This is a genomic window from Nonomuraea sp. NPDC000554 (assembly GCF_040300065.1).
In the GTDB taxonomy this organism is placed as follows: domain Bacteria; phylum Actinomycetota; class Actinomycetes; order Streptosporangiales; family Streptosporangiaceae; genus Nonomuraea.
Genome location: NZ_JBEPDC010000006.1, coordinates 115,088 through 134,064, shown reverse-complemented (window position 1 = coordinate 134,064; position 18,977 = coordinate 115,088). Strand labels below are relative to the sequence as shown.

At 71.8% G+C, this 18,977-nt stretch carries 18 protein-coding genes; 13 read left to right on the top strand and 5 right to left on the bottom strand.

Features of this window, described 5'->3' with window-relative positions; translation table 11 throughout:
- Nucleotides 1–5 precede the first annotated feature (5 nt).
- The 5 genes from ABT294_RS13955 (at nucleotide 6) to mctP (ABT294_RS13935) (ending at nucleotide 4,541) form a co-directional block, all read left to right on the top strand.
- Nucleotides 6–554 (top strand): VOC family protein, encoded by a 549-nt coding sequence (locus tag ABT294_RS13955; RefSeq protein WP_350805854.1) that lies wholly within the window; start codon nucleotides 6–8, stop codon nucleotides 552–554.
- A 195-nt stretch (nucleotides 555–749) separates the two neighbouring features.
- Complete coding sequence (locus ABT294_RS13950; RefSeq protein ID WP_350805853.1) at nucleotides 750–959, top strand: DUF3311 domain-containing protein; 210 nt, start codon at nucleotides 750–752, stop codon at nucleotides 957–959.
- Nucleotides 956–2,566, top strand: a complete 1,611-nt coding sequence (gene mctP / locus ABT294_RS13945; RefSeq protein ID WP_350805852.1) for a monocarboxylate uptake permease MctP — start codon at nucleotides 956–958, stop codon at nucleotides 2,564–2,566. Before ABT294_RS13950 ends, mctP (ABT294_RS13945) begins: the two co-directional genes overlap by 4 nt.
- A gap of 158 nt (nucleotides 2,567–2,724) precedes the next feature.
- Nucleotides 2,725–2,934 (top strand): DUF3311 domain-containing protein, encoded by a 210-nt coding sequence (locus ABT294_RS13940; RefSeq protein WP_350805850.1) that lies wholly within the window; start codon nucleotides 2,725–2,727, stop codon nucleotides 2,932–2,934.
- A complete protein-coding gene (gene mctP / locus ABT294_RS13935; protein ID WP_350805849.1) occupies nucleotides 2,931–4,541 on the top strand; it encodes a monocarboxylate uptake permease MctP in 1,611 nt (536 codons plus the stop codon). The genes ABT294_RS13940 and mctP (ABT294_RS13935) overlap by 4 nt, the downstream gene beginning before the upstream one ends.
- Before the next feature lie 275 nt (nucleotides 4,542–4,816).
- Here mctP (ABT294_RS13935) and ABT294_RS13930 read toward each other — a convergent pair whose 3' ends face one another.
- Together ABT294_RS13930 and ABT294_RS13925 are read right to left on the bottom strand one after the other, a co-directional pair.
- Entirely contained in the window at nucleotides 4,817–6,352 is a 1,536-nt protein-coding gene (locus tag ABT294_RS13930) for a carboxylesterase/lipase family protein (RefSeq protein ID WP_350805848.1), read from the bottom strand.
- Nucleotides 6,349–7,281, bottom strand: coding sequence for an MBL fold metallo-hydrolase (locus ABT294_RS13925; protein WP_350805847.1), 933 nt, complete (start codon nucleotides 7,279–7,281; stop codon nucleotides 6,349–6,351). The genes ABT294_RS13930 and ABT294_RS13925 overlap by 4 nt, the downstream gene beginning before the upstream one ends.
- A gap of 191 nt (nucleotides 7,282–7,472) precedes the next feature.
- Between ABT294_RS13925 and ABT294_RS13920 the strand changes: the two genes are divergently transcribed.
- Complete coding sequence (locus tag ABT294_RS13920) at nucleotides 7,473–10,190, top strand: helix-turn-helix transcriptional regulator (protein ID WP_350805844.1); 2,718 nt, start codon at nucleotides 7,473–7,475, stop codon at nucleotides 10,188–10,190.
- Between the two features lie 136 nt (nucleotides 10,191–10,326).
- Here the strand turns inward: ABT294_RS13920 and ABT294_RS13915 are convergent, their stop codons facing one another.
- Nucleotides 10,327–11,733, bottom strand: coding sequence for an APC family permease (locus ABT294_RS13915; RefSeq protein WP_350805842.1), 1,407 nt, complete (start codon nucleotides 11,731–11,733; stop codon nucleotides 10,327–10,329).
- Nucleotides 11,734–11,921: 188 nt separating this feature from the next.
- Between ABT294_RS13915 and ABT294_RS13910 the strand changes: the two genes are divergently transcribed.
- On the top strand, nucleotides 11,922–12,074 hold the full coding sequence (locus ABT294_RS13910; RefSeq protein WP_350805841.1) for a hypothetical protein: 153 nt from the start codon (nucleotides 11,922–11,924) through the stop codon (nucleotides 12,072–12,074).
- Here ABT294_RS13910 and ABT294_RS13905 read toward each other — a convergent pair.
- Together ABT294_RS13905 and ABT294_RS13900 are read right to left on the bottom strand one after the other, a co-directional pair.
- On the bottom strand, nucleotides 12,028–12,636 hold the full coding sequence (locus tag ABT294_RS13905) for a TetR/AcrR family transcriptional regulator (RefSeq protein WP_350805839.1): 609 nt from the start codon (nucleotides 12,634–12,636) through the stop codon (nucleotides 12,028–12,030). The genes ABT294_RS13910 and ABT294_RS13905 overlap by 47 nt on opposite strands.
- The gene (locus tag ABT294_RS13900; protein ID WP_350805838.1) at nucleotides 12,633–13,049 is read right to left on the bottom strand and encodes a hypothetical protein; all 417 of its coding nucleotides are present in this window, start codon (nucleotides 13,047–13,049) and stop codon (nucleotides 12,633–12,635) included. The genes ABT294_RS13905 and ABT294_RS13900 overlap by 4 nt, the downstream gene beginning before the upstream one ends.
- 94 nt (nucleotides 13,050–13,143) lie before the next feature.
- On the opposite strand from ABT294_RS13900, the gene ABT294_RS13895 reads away from it, so the two are divergent.
- The 6 genes from ABT294_RS13895 to ABT294_RS13870 all read left to right on the top strand — a co-directional run bounded on the left by ABT294_RS13895 (nucleotide 13,144) and on the right by ABT294_RS13870 (nucleotide 18,975).
- Entirely contained in the window at nucleotides 13,144–13,827 is a 684-nt protein-coding gene (locus tag ABT294_RS13895) for a class I SAM-dependent methyltransferase (RefSeq protein ID WP_350805836.1), read from the top strand.
- A 95-nt stretch (nucleotides 13,828–13,922) separates the two neighbouring features.
- A complete protein-coding gene (locus ABT294_RS13890) occupies nucleotides 13,923–14,156 on the top strand; it encodes a DUF6289 family protein (RefSeq protein WP_350805835.1) in 234 nt (77 codons plus the stop codon).
- Between the two features lie 92 nt (nucleotides 14,157–14,248).
- The gene (locus ABT294_RS13885; protein ID WP_350805833.1) at nucleotides 14,249–15,088 is read left to right on the top strand and encodes a hypothetical protein; all 840 of its coding nucleotides are present in this window, start codon (nucleotides 14,249–14,251) and stop codon (nucleotides 15,086–15,088) included.
- Nucleotides 15,085–16,182: a hypothetical protein gene (locus tag ABT294_RS13880; protein WP_350805832.1), complete on the top strand. Its 1,098-nt coding sequence runs from the start codon at nucleotides 15,085–15,087 to the stop codon at nucleotides 16,180–16,182. The genes ABT294_RS13885 and ABT294_RS13880 overlap by 4 nt, the downstream gene beginning before the upstream one ends.
- A 64-nt stretch (nucleotides 16,183–16,246) precedes the next feature.
- On the top strand, nucleotides 16,247–17,674 hold the full coding sequence (locus tag ABT294_RS13875; protein WP_350805831.1) for a hypothetical protein: 1,428 nt from the start codon (nucleotides 16,247–16,249) through the stop codon (nucleotides 17,672–17,674).
- Nucleotides 17,671–18,975, top strand: coding sequence for an AAA family ATPase (locus tag ABT294_RS13870; RefSeq protein WP_350805829.1), 1,305 nt, complete (start codon nucleotides 17,671–17,673; stop codon nucleotides 18,973–18,975). Before ABT294_RS13875 ends, ABT294_RS13870 begins: the two co-directional genes overlap by 4 nt.
- The last annotated feature ends 2 nt before the right edge of the window (nucleotides 18,976–18,977 follow it).

The window sequence follows — 18,977 nt, the reverse complement described above, 5'->3', positions numbered from 1 at the left end:
TTACCATGAACAGCGAATTCGAGCTCCGCGGGGTCAACCACGTCGCGCTGGTCTGCTCCGACATGAAGCGGACGGTGGACTTCTACTCAGGCGTGCTCGGCATGCCGTTGATCAAGACGATCGAGCTGCCGATGGGCTGGGGTCAGCACTTCTTCTTCGACTGCGGCGGCGGCAACGCGCTGGCGTTCTTCTGGTTCCCCGACGCCCCCGACGGCGTGCCCGGCGTGTCCGCGCCGAAGAGCCTGCCTGACAGGGGCGAGCTGCTCTCGGCCGTCGGCTCGATGAACCACATCGCGTTCGACGTCCCGCCGGAGAAGATCGAGGAGTACCGCGACAGGCTCGTCGCCAAGGGCGTCGACGTGGGCGTGCTGCTCAACCACGACGACAGCGAGTTCGGCGTCGCCGCGGAGATGCATGACGGCGTGTTCGTCAGGTCCATCTACTTCAAGGACCCCGACGGCGTCCTGGTCGAGTTCGCCGCCTGGACCCGTCGCGTCGGGCAGCCCGGCGACGTGCGGCACGAGCCGCGGACCGCGGCCGAACGGACCGTCTGACACGACACGACCTGACACGGCACGACCCGCGCGCCCGGAATGCGCCCGTCCGGCTCGCTTGGTACGGAACCGCCCGCGTCACGACCGTTCGTCGCGAGGAGCCGACCATTCGGCGATCGGTGACCTGTTCGCAACACTCGCGTCCCTACAGTGCGTGATCAGAGCTGCCTCTCCTCACGTCCGAAGGAGACCGCCGTGCCCGATGAGAAGCGTGACCGCAGCCCCTGGAACTGGCTGCTGCTCGTGCCCATCGCCATCCCCCTGATGACGTTCCTGTACAACGCCGACCAGCCGCGACTGTTCGGCTTCCCGCTGTTCTACTGGCTCCAGATCGCCTTCATCCTGCTCGGCGTGGCCACGACCGCGCTCGTCTACCAGATGACCAAGCGCGGGAGGCGGCGATGAGCGAGCACCTGACCGAGATCATCGTCTTCACCGTGCTGTTCCTGGCGGTCAGCGGCATGGGCTTCGTCGCCGCCCGGTGGCGGCGTCCGGCGGACCTGGCCAGCCTGCACGAGTGGGGGCTCGGCGGGCGCAACTTCGGCTCGTGGATCACCTGGTTCCTCATCGGCGGCGACCTGTACACGGCCTACACGTTCGTCGCCGTGCCCGCCCTGCTGTTCGGCGCGGGCGCCGCCGGGTTCTTCGCGGTGCCGTACACGGTGATCACCTATCCGATCGTGTTCCTCATCATGATCAGGCTGTGGTCGGTGTCGCACGTGCACCGCCTGGTCACGCCCGCGGACTTCGTCCGGCTGCGGTTCGGCTCGCCCACGCTGGCGCTGCTGGTGGCGATCACCGGCATCGTGGCGACCATGCCGTACATCGCGCTGCAGCTGATCGGCATCGAGGCGGTGCTGAAGACGATGGGCGTGGCGGGCAGCGGCTTCCTCAGCGACCTGCCGCTGATCATCGCGTTCGTGATCCTGGCGGCGTACACCTACCAGTCGGGGCTGCGCGCGCCCGCGCTGATCGCGTTCGTCAAGGACGTCCTCATCTACCTGGTCATCCTCGTCGCCATCAGCTACATTCCAGCCAGGCTGGGCGGCTGGGCCGGGATCTTCGACGGGGCCGCGGAGAAGTTCGCCAAGACCCCCGCGCCCGGCGACGGGACCCTGCTCAACAGCAACAACCAGCTCCAGTACGTCACGCTGGCCCTGGGCTCTGCACTCGCGCTGTTCCTCTATCCGCACAGCGTGACCGGCGTGCTGGCCTCGCGCAACCGCGACGTGATCAAGCGGAACATGTCCGCGCTGCCCGCCTACAGCCTGCTGCTGGCCCTGATCGCGCTGCTCGGCTACATGGCGATCAAGGCGGGGATCAAGCCGATCGGCACGGACGTCAACACGGTCGTGCCGCAGCTGTTCGACCAGATGTTCCCCGACTGGTTCGCGGGTGTCGCGTTCGCGGCGGTCGGCATCGGGGCGCTCGTCCCCGCGGCGATCATGTCGATCGCGGCGGCCAACCTGTTCACCCGCAACATCTACCGCGAGTACGTCAACAGGAACGCGACCGACGCCCAGGAGGCGGCCGTCAGCAAGGTGACCTCGCTGGTGGTGAAGGTCGGCGCGGTGCTGTTCATCCTCCTCATCGACCCGCAGTTCTCCATCGACCTGCAGCTGATCGGCGGGGTGATCATCCTGCAGACGCTGCCCTCGGTCGCCATCGGGCTGTTCACCCGCTGGTTCCACCGGGGCGGGCTGATCGCGGGCTGGATCGCCGGGATGGGCGGCGGCCTGCTGATGCTCTACACCATCGAGAACCCGGCCACCAAGCACGCTCACTTCGGCGGGTCGGCGTTCCCGCTGGCCAAGCTGGGCCTCGACACCAAGATGACGATCTACGCGGGCTTCCTGGCGCTGCTGCTCAACCTGGTCGTCGCGGTCCTCGGCACGCTCGTGGCCAGGGCCATGAAGGCGCCGGACGGCGAGGACGGCACCAGCGTCGACCACTACACGGCCGACGAGGGCGACCCCCGCGTCAAGGACCTCGACCTGTCCGGCTCGACCTGATATCTCACATGTCGAGACAGATTCCCGGCATTTAGGCCAAACCGTAACACCATCGACGTTGGGCTTCATAGCTCCGGAAAGCTAACCTCCCTCCATTGACAACGTGTCAGGAGCCGGTCAGGTCCGACCGGCTCCTGATCCATCCTTCGGAGGGGTCGATGACAACCCGGGAACCCGGGCAGGCACGCAGCGACCGCAGCCCCTGGAACTGGCTGCTGGTCCTGCCGATCGTGCTGCCGCTGCTGACGTTCCTGTTCAACGCCGACGAGCCCCGGCTGTTCGGCTTCCCGCTGTTCTACTGGCTGCAGATCGCGTTCATCATCGTGGGCGTCGCCTGCACCACCATCGTGTACAGGATGACCAAGTGAACGGACACACGACCGAGCTGGTCGTCTTCGCCCTCCTGTTCCTCGTGGTGAGCGCCATGGGCTTCGTCGCGGCCAGGTGGCGGCGGCCCAAGGACATCGAGAGCCTGCACGAATGGGGCCTCGGCGGCAGGAACTTCGGCTCCTGGATCACCTGGTTCCTCGTCGGCGGCGACCTCTACACCGCCTACACGTTCGTCGCCGTTCCGGCGCTGGTGTTCAGCTCGGGCGCGATCGGCTTCTACGCCCTCCCCTACACCGTGGTGGTCTACCCGCTGGTGTTCCTCGTGCTGGCGCGGATGTGGTCGATCTCGCACGTGCACGGGTTCGTCACGCCCGCCGACTTCGTCAGGGCCCGGTTCGGCTCCCCTGCCCTCGCCCTGGCCATCGCCGTCACCGGCCTGGTCGCGACCATGCCGTACATCGCGCTGCAGCTCGTCGGCATCGAGGCCGTGCTGAAGACGATGGGCATCACCGGGCACCTGCCGATCATCATCGCGTTCGCGATCCTGGCGGCGTACACGTACCAGTCGGGGCTGCGCGCGCCCGCGCTGATCGCGTTCGTCAAGGACACGCTGATCTACATCGTGATCCTGGCCGCGGTCATCTACATCCCGGCCAAGCTGGGCGGCTGGGGGTCGGTGTTCGACGCCGCGGCGGCCAAGTTCGCCAAGACGCCCGCCCCGGCGGACGGCATCACGCTCACCAGCGCCAACCAGTTCCAGTACATCACGCTCGCCCTGGGCTCCGCGCTCGCGCTGTTCCTCTACCCGCACAGCCTCACCGGCGTGCTCGCCTCGAAGAACCGCGGCGTCATCAAGCGCAACATGGCGGCGCTGCCCGCCTACAGCTTCCTGCTCGGCCTGATCGCGCTGCTCGGCTTCATGGCGATCGCGGCGGGCACCAAGCCGGTCATGGGCGCCAACGGCAAGGCCGACCCCAACACGATCGTCCCCGCGCTGTTCGACCAGATGTTCCCCGACTGGTTCGCCGGAGTCGCCTACGCCGCGGTCGGCATCGGCGCGCTGGTGCCCGCGGCGATCATGTCGATCGCGGCCGCCAACCTGTTCACCCGCAACATCTACCGCGAGTACCTCAACAAGGACGCCAGCGACGCCCAGGAGGCCAAGGTCTCCAAGCTGGTGTCGCTGGTCGTCAAGGTCGGCGCGGTGCTGTGCATCCTGCTGCTCGACCCGCAGTTCTCCATCGACCTGCAGCTCATCGGCGGCGTGATCATCCTGCAGACGCTGCCGTCGGTGGCGCTCGGCCTCTACACGCGCTGGTTCCACAAGGGCGGCCTGATCGCGGGCTGGGCGCTCGGCCTGCTGTCCGGGATGTGGATGCTGTACCTGATCCCCAACCCGGCCAACGGCAAGGCCCACTTCGGCGGCTCGGCGTTCGCGCTGTCGAACTTCGGCTTCGACACCAAGGCGACCCTCTACGCGGGCTTCCTCGCGCTGATCGTCAACCTGGTGGTGGCGGTGCTCGGCACGCTGCTGTTCCGCGCGCTCAAGGTGGCCGACGGCGAGGACTCGACCAAGCAGGACGAGTACTTCGCCGACGAGGGCGACCCCCGGGTCAAGGAGATGGACCTGACCGGCTCGCACTGACCCGACACTGGACACCGGAACGGCCCGCCCTCCATCGCTGGAGGGCGGGTCGTTCCATGTCGTCGGGAGGCACGGCCGACTGGCTCGGGGCGGTCAGCACCTGGCGGCGGCCGGACCCGCGTCCGCACGCCCTGGGAGAGCGGACGTCACCACGACCCCCCGCTCGCGCAGCTCCTCCCCGCGTCCGCACGCCCTGGGAGAGCGGAGCGTTGAGGCGGGGCGTGTGGTCGATGGTGATGATCTCCGGTAGGTCGGGGGGAAGGTGTTGTCGGGGTTCAGCGCCATGCCTGGAGTTCGTCGCCGTTTGGGTCGTCCACCAGGCTCCATTCACCGTTGATGCGCATGGTGGCCCGGCGGCCGGTGTCGTAGCGGTCCCAGCCGGGGTCGCCGGTCGTGGCGAAGGACACCCAGGCGGCATGCATCCGGGCGGCCAGATCCGCGGGCGGCTCGTCCGGTCCGAGCAGGGCCTTGGGGCCGCGCAGCCGAGGTAGCCCGGTGCCGTCGAAGACGAACGGCAGCTCCACGGCGTGGGTGGCGCCCAGCTCGCCGCCCAGCGCGTCCGAGCGCCATGCGAACGAGTAGCGGTAGGTCGCGGCGGCGGTGCGGCCTACGTGCTCGGTGTGCCCCGTGTGTGCGGCGTGCCCCGTGTGTGCGGCGTGCACGTCGGCCAGGCGTCGGCTTCCCAAGCCGAACAGTGCGTCGCCCATGATGGCCGAGCGCAGTTCTCCGAAGGACGCCTCTGGCCTGGCCTTGCGGTAGGTCTCGACGAGGTGGGCGGGCCGCGGGTGCGAGCGGGCCGCGGCGGCGTCCACGTCCGCCGCGGTCGAGGTGGACAGGTTCCCGAACGGCGCCAGGTAGAGGTTGGCCTCCTCCGTATTGGTGCCTACCAGCAGGTCCACGCCCGCGCCGCGGCCCGCGGCGACGGCCTCGGCCGGTTGCCTGTCGAGCACGAGGCTGAACGGGCTGAGTCCGATGAGCGGGTCCGTGTGGGTCTCGGTTCGCAGGTCGATGCCTGACAGTTCGGGCATCACCTCGACGAGCCGCCCGTCGGGGATACGGGCGAAGGCGTCGGCGTGCGGCTCGACGCCCAGGGCGCCGGCCGCGGCGCGGGTCACGCGGGCGGCCTGTTCGGGTGTGAAGGCCCCGAGGCCGCTGCCGCTTTGCACGATCGCGCGCTGGAACAGTCCCTCGGCCTCGGGCGCGGCCAGCACGCCGCCGACGATCGTGGCGCCCGCGGACTGGCCGAACAGCGTAACGCGGGCGGGGTCGCCGCCGAACGCGGTGATGCCGGCCCGTACCCAGCGCAGGGCGGCGATGACGTCGAGCAGGCCCCGGTTGTCAGGCGCGCCCGGCAGGTGGAGGAAGCCCGGGATGCCCAGCCGGTAGTTCAGCGTCACGAGGACGACCCCATCGCGGGCGAAGGCGGCGCCGTCGTAGATCTCGGACCGGGTGGATCCGGCAACGAACCCGCCGCCGTGGACGAACACCATCACGGGCAGCCGCGCGCCGCCGGTTCCCGGCGTCCACACGTTCACGGTCAGGAAGTCCTCGCCGGGGATCCAGCCCGGTCCGAAGTACGGGGTCATGTCCACGCTGCCGAGCCTGCGTTCGGCCTGCGGCGCGGTCGGGCCGGGTGCGGTGGCGTTCCGCACGCCGTCCCAAGGGGCATGCGGCCGTGGGGCGGCGAAGCGGGCGGCGCCCACTGCGGGAGCGGCGTACGGGATGTTCAGGAATACGCTCGTCCCGTCGAGGCGCAGGCCGCGCACGGCGCCCTGCGCGGTGACGACGATGTCGTCCGCACGGTGGTTCATCGGGCGTCCTTCGAGGTCTCGGCGTGCGGCGCGAACGGCGCCCAGCCTTTGATGGCGAACCGGCTCCCGTCGCGGGCCACCTCGGCGGCCCCCTGCCCGCCCAGGTGCGCGGGGACGACCAGGGCGCCCCGGTCGGCGGCCCAGCCGAGTACCTTGCGGCGGGTGGCGCGGGCTCCGGCCGGGTCCTCGCAGAAGCAGCTGTTCGTGTCCGGCTCCACGAATTGCACGGGGCTGTGCAGCATGTCGCCGACGAACACCGCGCGATCCGTGCCCGATTCGAGGACGGCCACGGAGGACCCGGGCGTGTGGCCGGGCGCGGACTCCAGGCGCAGGTTGGCGTCGATCGTGCACGAGTCCTCCCACAACCTCGTCAGTCCCGCCTCGTGCACGGGGGCGACGCTGTCCTCGAACACGTTCTGGTTGCCCCGCCCGAGCAGCGGCTTGTGCTCGTTCGCCGGGTTCCAGAAGTCGAAGTCGGCCTTGGGGATGAGGTAGGTGGCGTTGGGGAAGGTCGGCACCCAGGTGCGGCCGTCGAGGTAGGTGTTCCAGCCGACGTGGTCCACGTGGAGGTGGGTGTTCACCACGATGTCCACGTCCTCGGGCCGTACGCCGGCGCGGGCCAGGTTGTCCAGGAAATCGGTGTCGAGGCGGCTCCAGACCGGCGAGTAGGGCCGCTCCTTGTGGTTGCCGACCCCGGTGTCGATGAGGATGTTCCTGCCCTCGCTGTGCAGCAGCCAGGTCTGGATCGCGGAGTTGACGATCCGTGTCTCGGGGTCCACGAAGTGCGGCTCCAGCCAGGAGGAGTGCTCCTCCCAGGTGCGTGGCGAGCTTTCCGGGAAGAACGTCTCGGGCGTCATCGCGACGGACCCGTAGTACTCCCACACCCGCGTGACCGTGACGCCACCCAGAGTGATCCGATCGGTGAGCATGAGCATTCCTTGATCGATGAGTGATGATGAGCGCGGTCCATCGTGCGCCGCCGCCCCGGACGAGCGGTATGCGACAGGTGACTGCATCTACCACCCGGCACACGTTGCTACGGTGACCAGACGATGGCACTGGACCTGCGACGAGGCTGCGTCACGGCCGACGAGTACGGCTGATTTCTGGAGGGAGGCCCGTGGACGAGCGGGCGCCGCGCGACCCGATCATCGGGCGGGACGCCGAGATCGAGCGGCTCTCCACCCTCGTGGCGGACGTGTCCGGCGGCGGACGCGTCCTGCTCCTGTCCGGAGCCGCAGGATCGGGCAAGAGCACCCTGCTGGAGGACGCGGCCCGCCGCGCCGAGGCGGCAGGCCACCGGGTGCTGCGCGCGACCGGCCGAGAGTCCGAGCGGGATCTGGCCTTCGCAGGTCTCCACCAGCTCCTGCGGCCGGTGCTGCACGAGGCGGCCGACCTGCCGGACAGGCAGCGCCTGGCCCTGCTGGGAGCCTTCGGCTTCGTGTCCGACACCCCCGATCCCCTCCTGACAGGTGTCGCGGTCCTGACCCTGCTGTCCCAGGTGGCCGAACGGACGCCCCTCGTGGTCGTGCTCGACGACGCCCAGTGGATCGACTCCGCCTCCGCCGCCGTCCTCGCCTTCGCCGCCAGGCGGCTGGACGCCGACCCGGTCGCCGTGCTGGCCGCTGTACGCGACGGCGATCCCGGCTTCGACCGGGAACTCCCGACGCTCACGCTGGGCCCGCTCGACGACGCGGCGTTCCGGCGGCTGCTCGACCTGCGCTCGCCGGGCCTCACAGGCAGGATCAGGGAACGCGTCCTCGACCAGGCCGCGGGGAACCCGCTGGCCCTGCTCGAACTGGCGCAGGCGGCCCACGCCCATCCCCACGCCGACGATCATCACGGGCCGCTGCCGGTCGGCGAGCGCCTGGAGGGCATCTACGCCGCCCGGCTGGCAGAGCTGCCGGAAGCCGGCCGGCGCGCCCTGCTGCTGCTGGCCGCCGCCGACCTGGAGGATCCCCCGGACGCCGTCCTGGCGCTGCTGCCCGACGCCGACGACAAAGCCTGGCCCGCCGTCGAAGAGTCCGGACTGATCCGCCGGGCAGGCCGGCACCTACGGTTCCGCCACCCGCTGATCCGCTCCGCGATCTACCACGCCGCGCCGTTCGACGCCCGCATGGCAGCCCACCGCGCGCTGGCCGACGCCCTGCGCGACGAACCGGACCGCCGCGCCTGGCATCTGGCCGCCGCAACCCTCCACCCGGACGCCGACGTGTCGGCGGCCCTGGAGCAAACGGCCGGCAGGGCACGCAGGCGGGGCGGCTACGCGGCAGCGGCCAAGGCTCTGGCCCGCGCGGCGGAACTGCGTCCCGGACGCGACGACGGCGCCCGGCTGCTGGTGGACGCGGCCGGCCTGGCCGTCTTCACCGGGGACCTGTCCTGGGTGGAGGAACTGGCCGGCCAGGCCCGCGCCGATACCGACGACCCCGCCGTGCTGGCCGCCGCCTCACTGCACGTCGGCCGGCTGGCCGCGCTGACCAGGCAGCACGCCGCCGCTTTCGCCGGCCTGGCCGCGATCGCCGACGACCTGGCCACCACGCATCCGGCCACCGCGCTGGACGCACTCGTCGCCGCCGCCGTGCTGCGCTTCTACTCGGGCGAGGAGTCCCAGCGGCGGGAGATCGAACGGATCCTGCCGCGCCTGGCCGCAGAGCCGCTGCGGGACTGGGTGCGGATCGTGTCGGATCCGTTCGGCGGCGGACGCGAGCTCACACCCCGGCTGCCGGACCGGATCGCCGCGGCCAGGGGCCGCCCCGAACAGCTGACCGCGCTCGCCATCGCGGCCTGGGTGCTGGATGAGACCCCGCTGGCCGTCCGCACGTTCGAGGAGGCCATCCGGTCGTGGCGCACCGCGGGCCCGCTCCCCGACGGGCTGGGCGGCGTCGTCGCGCTGGCCTACTTCGAGTACGGCCACTGGGGGCAGGCCCGGGAGGTCTGCGCCGAACTCGCCGCGCCGGCCGCGGCGGCGGGCCTCGACCACGCCGTCGCATGCGCACACGCCATCGACGCGATGGTCCTGGCCTCCCAAGGTGACGCGGCGGGTGCACGCGCGCTCGCCGACGAGGCACTGCGCCTGGTGGACCCGTTGGAGAGCCGATCGGTCGCCGTGTACGCGCACCGCGCCCTGGCCGCCGCCGCCATGGTCGAAGGCGACTACCAGGCGGCCTACGAGCAGGCGCGGACGGTGTTCGACCCCGACGGCGAGCCCGCCCACTACCACGCCTCCTACCCGGCGCTGCCGGAACTCGCCGAGTCCGCCGCGCGGAGCGGCCACCACGCCGACGCGATCGAGATCGTCGAGCGCTCGGGCCGTGCTCTCACCCGCGGCGGCTCGCCCCGCCTGCGGGCCCTGGTCCACCGCAGCCGCGCGCTGCTGGCCGAACCTGGCCACGCCGAGCCCGGCTTCCTGGCCGCCCTGGCCGACCCCGCGCTGGAACGCTGGCCGTTCGAACGCGCGCAGGCGCTGCTGGAGTACGCGGAATGGCTGCGCCGCCGACGCCGGATCGCCGAGGCGCGGCCGTTCCTCAGCGCCGCGTACGACACCTTCCGCCGCCTGGGCGCCCGGCCGTGGACGGAACGCGCGCAGGCCGAACTGCGGGCGGCCGGTCTCGACGTCGACACGCCCGACCCCGGCGCCTTCGCCGGGCTCTCCCCGCAACAGCAGCAGATCGTCCGGCTCGCCGCCCGCGGGCTGACCAACCGCGAGATCGGCGAACGGCTCTTCCTGTCGCCGCGCACCGTCGGCCCCCACCTCTACCGCACCTTTCCCAAGCTGGGGGTCACCGCCCGCTCCCAGCTGCGCGACGTGCTGGAGACGGCGGCCCGCGGAACCGACTAGGGCGCCGGGCACCCGATACGGGCTCCGCCGAAAGGTCAGCGGGCGGAGCGAGCCGCGCCGCGCCGGCCCGGCACACGGCGCTTCTGGCGCGACGCCTGACAGTCGGCCGGGTGAAGGCGCTCGCCGGACGGCCCGGTCAGCCGACCCTCGCGTCCTCCTTCTTGCGGGCGTACCAGGTGACCACCCAGAGGATCAGGCCGAGCGCGAGCAGCACGCCCGCGATCTTGTACTGGCCGGCGGGACGCCCGGAGGACCACGGCAGGACGAGGTACAGGCACGTGATCGCGCCCACCACGGGCAGGACGCGCCCCGCGCTGAAGTGCCCGGTCGCCGCCTTTTCCCTGCGCAGGACGAGCACGGACACGTTGACCAGCGCGAAGACCGCCAGCAGGAGCAGCGACGTCGTCCCGCCCAGCAACGACACGACCGGGCTGTCGGGGCTCAGCGAGACGAACGTGATCAGCCCGAGGGCGATCACGGTGGTGAACACGATCGCCGCTTGCGGCGTGCGCCGCCCCGGGTGCACCTTGGCCAGGAAGGACGGCAGCACGCCCTGCTTGCTCATGCCGTACAGCAGCCGGCTGGCCATCAGCATGTTGATCAACGCGGAGTTCGCCACGGCGAACAGCGAGATGAACGGCAGCAGATCGGCGATCGGGAAGCCGGGGGCCGCGGTCTGCACCACCGTCGCGAGCGGGGTCTCGCTGTCGGAGAGCTGCCCGACGGGGACCACGGCGACGGCGCAGATGGACACGAGCACGTAGATCAGCCCGGTGATCCCCAGCCCGGTGAACATCATGCGAGGGAAGATCCGGGCCGGATTCTTGGTCTCCTCAGCCATGTTGACCGAGTCCTCGAACCCGACCATGGCGAAGAAGGCCAGCGACGTCGCCGTGCTGACCGCCAGGAACACGCTCTTGTCGGAGGCGGTCTCGAAGGCGACGACGCGGGAGAAGTCGGCGTTTCCGCCGAGGATGAAGAACAGGCTGATCAGGATGACGATCAGCAGACCTGAGAGCTCGACCGCGGTGAGCAGGACGTTGATCTTGACGCTCTCGCCGACGCCGCGGAGGTTGACGGCAAGGATCAGGAGCATGAACGCCAGCGCGATCAGCAGGATGACGCCGTTGCCGACGTCCAGGCCGAAGCCGGTGGCGAGGTTGGCGGCGAAGGCCCGAGACGCTGCCGAGGCCGAGGTGATGCCGGAGCACATCACCGCGAAGCACACCAGGAAGGTCAGGAGGTGTTTGCCGAAGGCCTTGTGCACGTACAGCGCGGCTCCGGCGGCCTGCGGGTACTTGGTCACCAGCTCCAGGTACGAGCACGCCGTGATCAACGCGACCGTGAAGGCGATGGCGAACGGCAGCCAGGCCGCGCCGCCCACCTCGCCGGCGATCTCGCCGGTCAGCGCGTAGATCCCGGTGCCGAGAATGTCGCCGATGATGAACAGCAGCAACAGGCCCGGGCCCATCACCTGCTTCAGGCTCGGCTCGCCGCCGCCGCTGGTCTCCTCGGTTGGACTGGGGGGTCTGGTCTGCGACATGCGGTAGTCCTTCTCACTGTGAGCCTTGGGGAAACAGATGAAGTCGGTACGTCCCCGTGCCGGGGACCGAAGCTGCCGTAGCGCGGCAGGTCCGTCGCCGGTGTACCTAGGGAGCGCAGGCCGGAGGACGGGCGCAAGCGGCTGGAGAGCCGGCAACCTGGAACCGCAACCGCGCTACGCGGCGGGCGGTGACGGGGAATTCGGCCCGCGACGACGCCGTGGGCCGGCTCGCCTGGGCCGCCGCGCTGGACGTCTGCTACCTGGCGGCCACGCTGGCGCTGTTCGCGTGGGCGCTCAGCAACGCCCGGCCGCGCGGGAAGCTCTCCCGTTTCGGGGACTGACGGCCGCGACGATCGCGTCGACCAGGCCCTGCTCCACCTCGGCCCGGTCCACCTCCGGGTGGTCGAGCCACCAGTCGCCGGTGCTCTGCACCATGCCGACGAAGGCGTGGCCGAGCACCTGGGCGCGGACGGGGTCGGCGACGGCCTGCTCGGCGGCCAGTACCGCGCCCAGTTCCTCGCCGAGGCTGCGCACCAGCGACGACATGTGCGAGCGGATGCGGGTGTCCTCGCCGCTGGCCCGGTGGAACAGGAACCGGTAGAGGTTGCGGTTGGCGGAGATCAGGTCGAGGTAGGCGGCGACGGTGGCGCGGGCCCTGCCGCGCAGGTCGGCGCCGGGTTCGGTGAACCCGGGTCGGAGCCGTCCGATGACGGTGCGCACGTGGCGGTCGGCGAGCGCCTGGTACAGGCCGCTCTTGTCGCCGAAGTGGCGGTAGAGGATCGGTTTGGTGATGCCCGCCTCCCGCGCGATGGCCGCCATGGACGCCTCGGGCCCCTCCCGCAGGATGACCCGGTCGGCGGCGTCCAGCAGCGATCTGCGACGATCAGGATCGCGTCCGCTCACCCGCCCAGGATAGATCGAACGCGGGGCAGCAGCGCCGACAGCACCAGCAGGCCGCCGATCACCGCGTACAGGCCGGTCACGCCGGCGAGCGTGCCCGGCGGCTCGCCCGGCAGGGCCTGGAAGCCCGGCAGCCGCCCGGCCAGCTCGACCGCGACCTCCAGGTCGAGCGCGAACAGGCCGCCCGCGGCCAGCAGCGGCACGCCGCACGCCAGCGCGGCGGGCGGAGACAGGCCGCACAGCAGGGTGACGATGGCCGCCACCGCGGCGAGGTAGCCGAGCCCGGCGGGCCCGGGGCCGAACGCGGTGTACGCCGCCCGCAGCGCTCTGGCCCCCGACTCGGTCAGGTAGTAGACGGCGGGCAGCGCGGCCAGGCCGGCCGCGACTCCGATCAGATGGCGTACCTGGGGGGTCACAGCTTCATGGTCCCCCGGCGGGCCGCTCCCATGTCACGATTCCCGGACATCCTCGGGGCTGCCCGGCCCGCTTTGCGGCGGTTAGCGTGGAGTGATGATCCAACCCAACAGCGGCACGGGCCCCGGCGCGATCACCCCCGACGGCTCACCCGTCGACTTCTACACGAGACTGAAGCCCAACGGCGAACCCGAGGTGGTCGCCGGGGTGGTTCCGGCGGGCGGCTCCGTCCTGGAGCTCGGCTCGGGGGTGGGCAGGGTCACGCACCCCCTGCTCGAGCGGGGCTACCAGGTGGTGGCGGTGGACGAGTCGGCCGAGATGCTGGCCCGCGTGCGCGACGCGGAAACGGTCCGCGCCCGCGTCCAGGACCTGCGGCTGGAGCGGCGCTTCGACGCCGTGATGCTCGCCTCCCAGCTGGTCAACTGCGTCGACGACGCCGACAGGCGGGCGCTGCTCGGCGCCTGCGCCAGGCACGTCGCGCCCGGCGGGTCGGTGCTGATCCAGTGGCTGCCGCCGGAGAGGCACGACACGTGGCACGTCGGCCAGGGGCGGACCGAGGACGGCATCACGGTCGAGCTGGCGGAGCTGGCGGAGGTCTCGCCCGGCGTGTTCAACGCGACCATGCGCTACGCCTGCGAGGAGATGGTGTGGACGCAGTCGTTCGCGTCGCGGCGGCTGACCGACGAGGACCTCGCGGACGACCTGGCCGCCACCGGTCTGCGCCTGGCCCGTTTCCTGACGGACGACCGCACCTGGGTCCTGGCAGTACCGGCGACCTGACGCCGCCCCTTGGCCGCAAGCGGACATTGTGTTTCCCCCTGCCGCAACGGATGATCCGATCACCGCATCACATCCTCGGCAGGGAAGGAACTCTCATGATCCGTCGCGCCCTCGTGGCCTCGGTGATCGCCGTCGCGGCCCTCGCGGTCGTCCCCGCGGGGCCGGCCCAGGCCAGGGTCTGCAGCCTCGGCAGTTCGTGCGTCACCACGTACTACTCCGACTCGTCCCACACCACGGTGGTCGGCGGGAAGTACGAGGACTGCGACGGCACCGTCTCCACCTGGGGCACCAGGAGCGGCTACGTCACCTTCAGCGAGAGCCCCTGCTGACCGCCTTTACCATGTAGATCAACTAAGACCCTCCTTTCACGTGATGTCGTGAAATTACTGGGAATTACTGGAACTCCTGTTACGCTCGCGCCATGAGTGACCGGCTGGACGATCTCGAAAGGCGGATCGACACGCTCCGGGCCGGTGTCCGCAGGGCCATGCGCGCCAGGGACTCCGCCACCGCCCGCGCGCTCCGCGCCGAACTCCGGACCGCGGAACGCGCCTGGGACTCCCTCGTGAGCAGTGACTCACCGGAGCCACCCGACGAGCCCGCCCCGGCCCGGAGCGCGCGCCTGGTGACCGTGCGCGAGCAGGTTCACCAGGCGCTGGCGATGCTGGGCGCGCCCGCGCAGGCCAGACTGGTCGTCACCGTCTCCGACGCGTTCTTCCACGGCACCCTGCGCAGCCCTCAGCTCACCAGCCTGCGCCGGGACGAGGAGCGCTCCTTCAAGGGCTCCCCGTACAACAGGCCGTACTACCTGTGCGCGGCCCTGACCGACCGCCTCTCCCCCGCCCGCGGCCTCCTGGCCGTCAGCACCTGGCCGGTTGAGCGCAGGATGGTCGGCCCGCTCAGCCCCCGCGTCGACTTCCTCACCTGTGCCACCCGGGTGGCCGAGGAGGTCGGGCGCCTGCCCTTCCCGTTCCCCGAGGCGGTCAGGCTGCTGGCGAGGATGGCCCGCAACATTCCCGGCGCGACCGACGCCGACCTGGGTCCGCCCGACCCCGGCCGGGTGATCGAGGCGGCCGGAGCCGAGCTGCGCGTGCACGCGGGACGCGACACGCGGGACAGGGCGGAGCTGGCCGAACGGGCGGCCTCGCAGCTCAATGACGTGGCCCGGCTGTTCGGCGCCGCTACGCTGAGCACGATCATGAACCGTGAGCAGGACACCGACGTGAGAACTGGCGCCAGAACCACGAGAGGCAGCCGATGAACCGGCTTGACGCGCTGCGGGGCACGACGCCGCAGCAGCCGCACGACGCCCGCGCGATCGCCGCGCTCGCGGCCAACCCCGGCTGCACGCGCCGGGCACTCCTCGACGGCGCCGGGATCGACAAGGACGCCGCCGCCAGGCACCTGGGCTTTCCCGCGCCGTTCGGCCAGTCGCCGTTCGCGATCACCCGGGGCAACGCGTTCGAGGCCGTGGTCAAGGCCGACGGCTGCGCGGAGCTGCTGCGGATGCTGCGCGAGGTGCTGGGCCTGCCGGTCGCCGAGGTGGCCTACCACGACGTGGAGAACGTCGGCGCGCACCTGCGCCACGCCCACACCCGCACGCTGATCGACCGCGCCGCCAGGGAGGAGGACGCGGGCACCCTCTACGACCATCCGCTGCTGAGCCTGGAGATCGCCGGGCACACCGCCTACCTGGAGCCGGACGTGGTGGCGTTCCAGCTCGGCGGCCGCTTCCACATCGTGGAGATCAAGTCGTTCGCGGTGATCGACGGGCAGGCCGACCCGGCGTCGGTGGCCGCCGCCGCGCGGCAGGCGGCGGTGTACGTGCTGGCGCTGCGCCGGCTGCTGGCCGAACTGGGCCACGACCCGCTGCGGGTGGCGCACGACGTGGTGCTGGTGTGCCCGGAGAACTTCGCCAACCGTCCGATCGCGACGCTGGTGGACGTGCGCAGGCAGCTCGCCGTGCTCGAACGCCAGCTGGCCAGGATGACCACGCTCGACAGGCTGCTCGACGGGCTGCCCGACGACCTCAGCTTCGACCTGCTGCCGGGCGAGGACGGCCTGCCCACCAGGCCCGTCGCCGAGCTGGCCGACGCGATCCGCAGGGCGTCGGCCCGCTACGCGCCCGACTGCCTGTCCACCTGCGACCTGTGCTTCTTCTGCCGCGACGAGGCCCGCCAGGAGGGCGCCTCCGACCTGCTCGGCCGCCAGGTGCGCGACGAGCTGGGCGGCGTCGCCTCGGTCGACGAGGCGCTCGGTCTGGCCGAGGGCACCTACTCCCCGGGTCCGGGCCAGGAGGAGATCGCCCGCCTGCTGCGCAACGCCGAGCGCCTCCGCAGGGAGTGCCTGACGTGACCGGAGCCCGCCGACGCCCGCCCGGTAGGGGGCCAGACAGGGGGCCAGATAGGGGGCACGCCGCATGAGCCTGCTCACCTCGCTCGCCCGGCTGCGGGCCATGGACGAGGGCCTGGCGCAGCCGATCGCGACCGTCAGGCACTGCCATCTGGCGGCGCGGCCGATGGTGTTCATCCCGCTCAAGCTGTCGGGTGAGGCCGCCGCGCCGCTGGCCGCCATGCTGGGCACCCGCCGCGACGACGCCCACCTGCTCGTGGTGACCCAGCCGCGCAACCGCGACCTGCGCTTCGCCTGGGCCGCCGAGCTGGCCGGGCTGCTCCTGCCGTACGTGGCGGGCTTTCTGGGCGGCACCGAGACGGTGGAGCGCAAGAACGCCGACCCGTACGAGCGGGTGCTCGACGCTCCGCAGCTGGTCGTGCCGAACCGGGCGGGTGTGGCGTTCACCCGGCTGCTGGGACGCTCCACCCGGTTCCGCCGCGCCGACGGCCCGTACCCGGTGCCGGAAGGGGTGCCGCTGCTGGGCCGCTGGCTGACCTACTTCGGCGAGCGCGCCGCCTACCCCGGCTCGTCCCTGATGCTCGCCGCGACGGACGAGCTGTCCAGGCACTGGGCGAGCGGCCAGAGCGCGCTGGAGGACGCCAACCTGGCCGCGCTGCTCGGCTGGATCACCGAGGGTCCCAGCGAGGACGCCGAGGACCCGCTGATCTGGCCGCCCGCCGGTCCCGCGACCGATCCCGGGTTCGACGCCGAGGTGCTGGCGCCGGCGATCGAGAGCGGCTCGGCCGAGCGCATCACCGAGGCGCTGCGCACCCAGCTCGACCCGACCTGGCGGCTGGTGTGGCAGGCGCTCGACCTGCTGCGCGGCCTGGAGGAGGGCGCGAGCGTGGCGCAGCGCTGGGAGCAGGACCGCGGCTCGTTCAGCGGCATGGCCGCGCAGCTGGAGGAGGGCGGCCCGCCGCAGGCCAGGCGCGACAGCGCGATCGCCGCCGCGGCCAGGCTGGCCAGGATGGAGCGCGCCCAGGCCGCCTACGAGGTGCAGCGCGCCTACGACGACCCGCTGGTCATGGCCGAGTACCGGCTGACGGGCGAGGCGTTCGCGGGCGAGGTCGTCGAGACCGACCCGGGCAACGTCGAGGGCGAGGGCCGCTCGCGCAAGCTGCGCCCGCTGGTGGTGGTCAAGACCGACGATCCGGTACGGCTGGCGCCGGGCGCCGACCTCGGCACCCCGCAGCGGCGCGGCCAGGGCGCGCAGCTCGTCTCGGCCCGTGACGGGCTGGTCACCGTGAAGATCACCAAGGGCATGGGGCGGGGCAAGACGCCCGCTCCCGGCTCGGTGCCGGAGGTGGGCGAGCGGGTCTGCTACACGTCCCTGACCGACGACTTCCAGGGCGCGCCGGCGCTGCCGGAGGCGGAGGCGACCCCCTGGACGCACGGCGGCCCGCCGCCCGAGTACGTGCCCACTGACGAGGACGCCCAGGAGGAGTGGTCGTGACCGCCCAGCCCGTCGCGGAGCAGGACACAAAGAGCCCGGAGCAGGTCATCCGGGACGTCCTGGCCGATCTGCCCAGGCATCGCGGCGTGGTGGTCGACTCGCCGCCGGGAGCGGGCAAGTCCACGCTCGTGGTGCGCGCCGCCGCGCACCTCGCGGAGACCGGCGAGCCGCTGATGATCGTCGCGCAGACCAACGAGCAGGTCGACGACCTGGTGACGCGGATCTGCGCCAAGCACCCGCACCTGACCGTGGGGCGGTTGTCGGCGGGCGGCTACGTGCCCCCCTTGCGCATGCTGGAGCTGCCGGGCGTCACGGTCGGCACCAGGATCCAGGACCTGGGCGATCCCGACATCGTCATCGCCACCGCCGACAAGTGGGCGTGGATCGCGGGCCGGAGGTGGCCGTGGGCGATCGTGGACGAGGCGTACCAGATGCGCTCCGACAAGCTGCTGCGTATCGCGGGGCTGTTCGAGCGGGCGCTGTTCGTCGGCGACCCCGGCCAGCTCGACCCGTTCTCGATCGTCGACGGCGACCGCTGGTCGGGCCTGTCATGGGACCCGTTGCAGAGCGCGGTCTCGGTGCTGCTCCGGCACAATCCGGACCTGCCGGTGCACCGGCTGCCGGTGTCGTGGCGGCTGCCCGCCTCTGCCGCGCCGGTGGTGTCGCGGGCGTTCTACCCGTTCACCGGGTTCAGGGCCGGCACCGGGCCCGGCGACCGGCGGCTGGAACTGGCGACGGGCGGCATGGGCACCGTGCACGACCGGGCGCTGGAGGAGGCGGCCCGCTCCGGGTGGGCGCTGCTGGAGCTGCCCAACAGGCACACCGTGCGCACCGACGGCGAGGCCGTGGAGGCGGTGGCGCTGCTGGCGGCGCGGCTGCTGCAGCGGGGCGCGGTGGCGGGCTCCGAGCAGGGCGAGCATCCGGTGACGGCGGACCGGATCGCGGTCGGCGCGGCCCACCGCGACCAGGTGGCCGCGATCAGGAACGCCGGCCTGCCGCCGGAGATCACCGTCGACACGGCCAACCGCCTGCAGGGCCGCGAGTACGACGTGACGATCGTGCTGCACCCGCTGTCGGGCCGCCGTGACGCCACCGCCTTCCACCTGGAGTCGGGGCGGCTGTGCGTGCTGGCCTCGCGGCACCGGCACGCCTGCGTGGTGGTGGCCAGGGCCGGCATCGCCGAGCTGCTGGACGCCCACCCGTCGGCCGAGCCGGTGCAGCTCGGCGTGCCGGTGAAGTTCCCCGACGGCTGGGAGGCGAACCAGTCGGTGCTCGACCACCTGGCCCGGCACCGGGTCTAGCG

Bases quoted from the DNA above. Each gene is read 5' to 3' on its own strand.
- ABT294_RS13955 (WP_350805854.1), top strand. From the start codon at position 6: ATGAACAGCGAATTCGAGCTCCGCGGGGTCAACCACGTCGCGCTGGTC.
- mctP (WP_350805852.1), top strand. From the start codon at position 956: ATGAGCGAGCACCTGACCGAGATCATCGTCTTCACCGTGCTGTTCCTG.
- ABT294_RS13940 (WP_350805850.1), top strand. From the start codon at position 2,725: ATGACAACCCGGGAACCCGGGCAGGCACGCAGCGACCGCAGCCCCTGG.
- ABT294_RS13930 (WP_350805848.1), bottom strand. From the start codon at position 6,352: ATGAACCACCGTGCGGACGACATCGTCGTCACCGCGCAGGGCGCCGTG.
- ABT294_RS13925 (WP_350805847.1), bottom strand. From the start codon at position 7,281: ATGCTCACCGATCGGATCACTCTGGGTGGCGTCACGGTCACGCGGGTG.
- ABT294_RS13915 (WP_350805842.1), bottom strand. From the start codon at position 11,733: ATGTCGCAGACCAGACCCCCCAGTCCAACCGAGGAGACCAGCGGCGGC.
- ABT294_RS13895 (WP_350805836.1), top strand. From the start codon at position 13,144: ATGATCCAACCCAACAGCGGCACGGGCCCCGGCGCGATCACCCCCGAC.
- ABT294_RS13890 (WP_350805835.1), top strand. From the start codon at position 13,923: ATGATCCGTCGCGCCCTCGTGGCCTCGGTGATCGCCGTCGCGGCCCTC.
- ABT294_RS13885 (WP_350805833.1), top strand. From the start codon at position 14,249: ATGAGTGACCGGCTGGACGATCTCGAAAGGCGGATCGACACGCTCCGG.
- ABT294_RS13880 (WP_350805832.1), top strand. From the start codon at position 15,085: ATGAACCGGCTTGACGCGCTGCGGGGCACGACGCCGCAGCAGCCGCAC.
- ABT294_RS13875 (WP_350805831.1), top strand. From the start codon at position 16,247: ATGAGCCTGCTCACCTCGCTCGCCCGGCTGCGGGCCATGGACGAGGGC.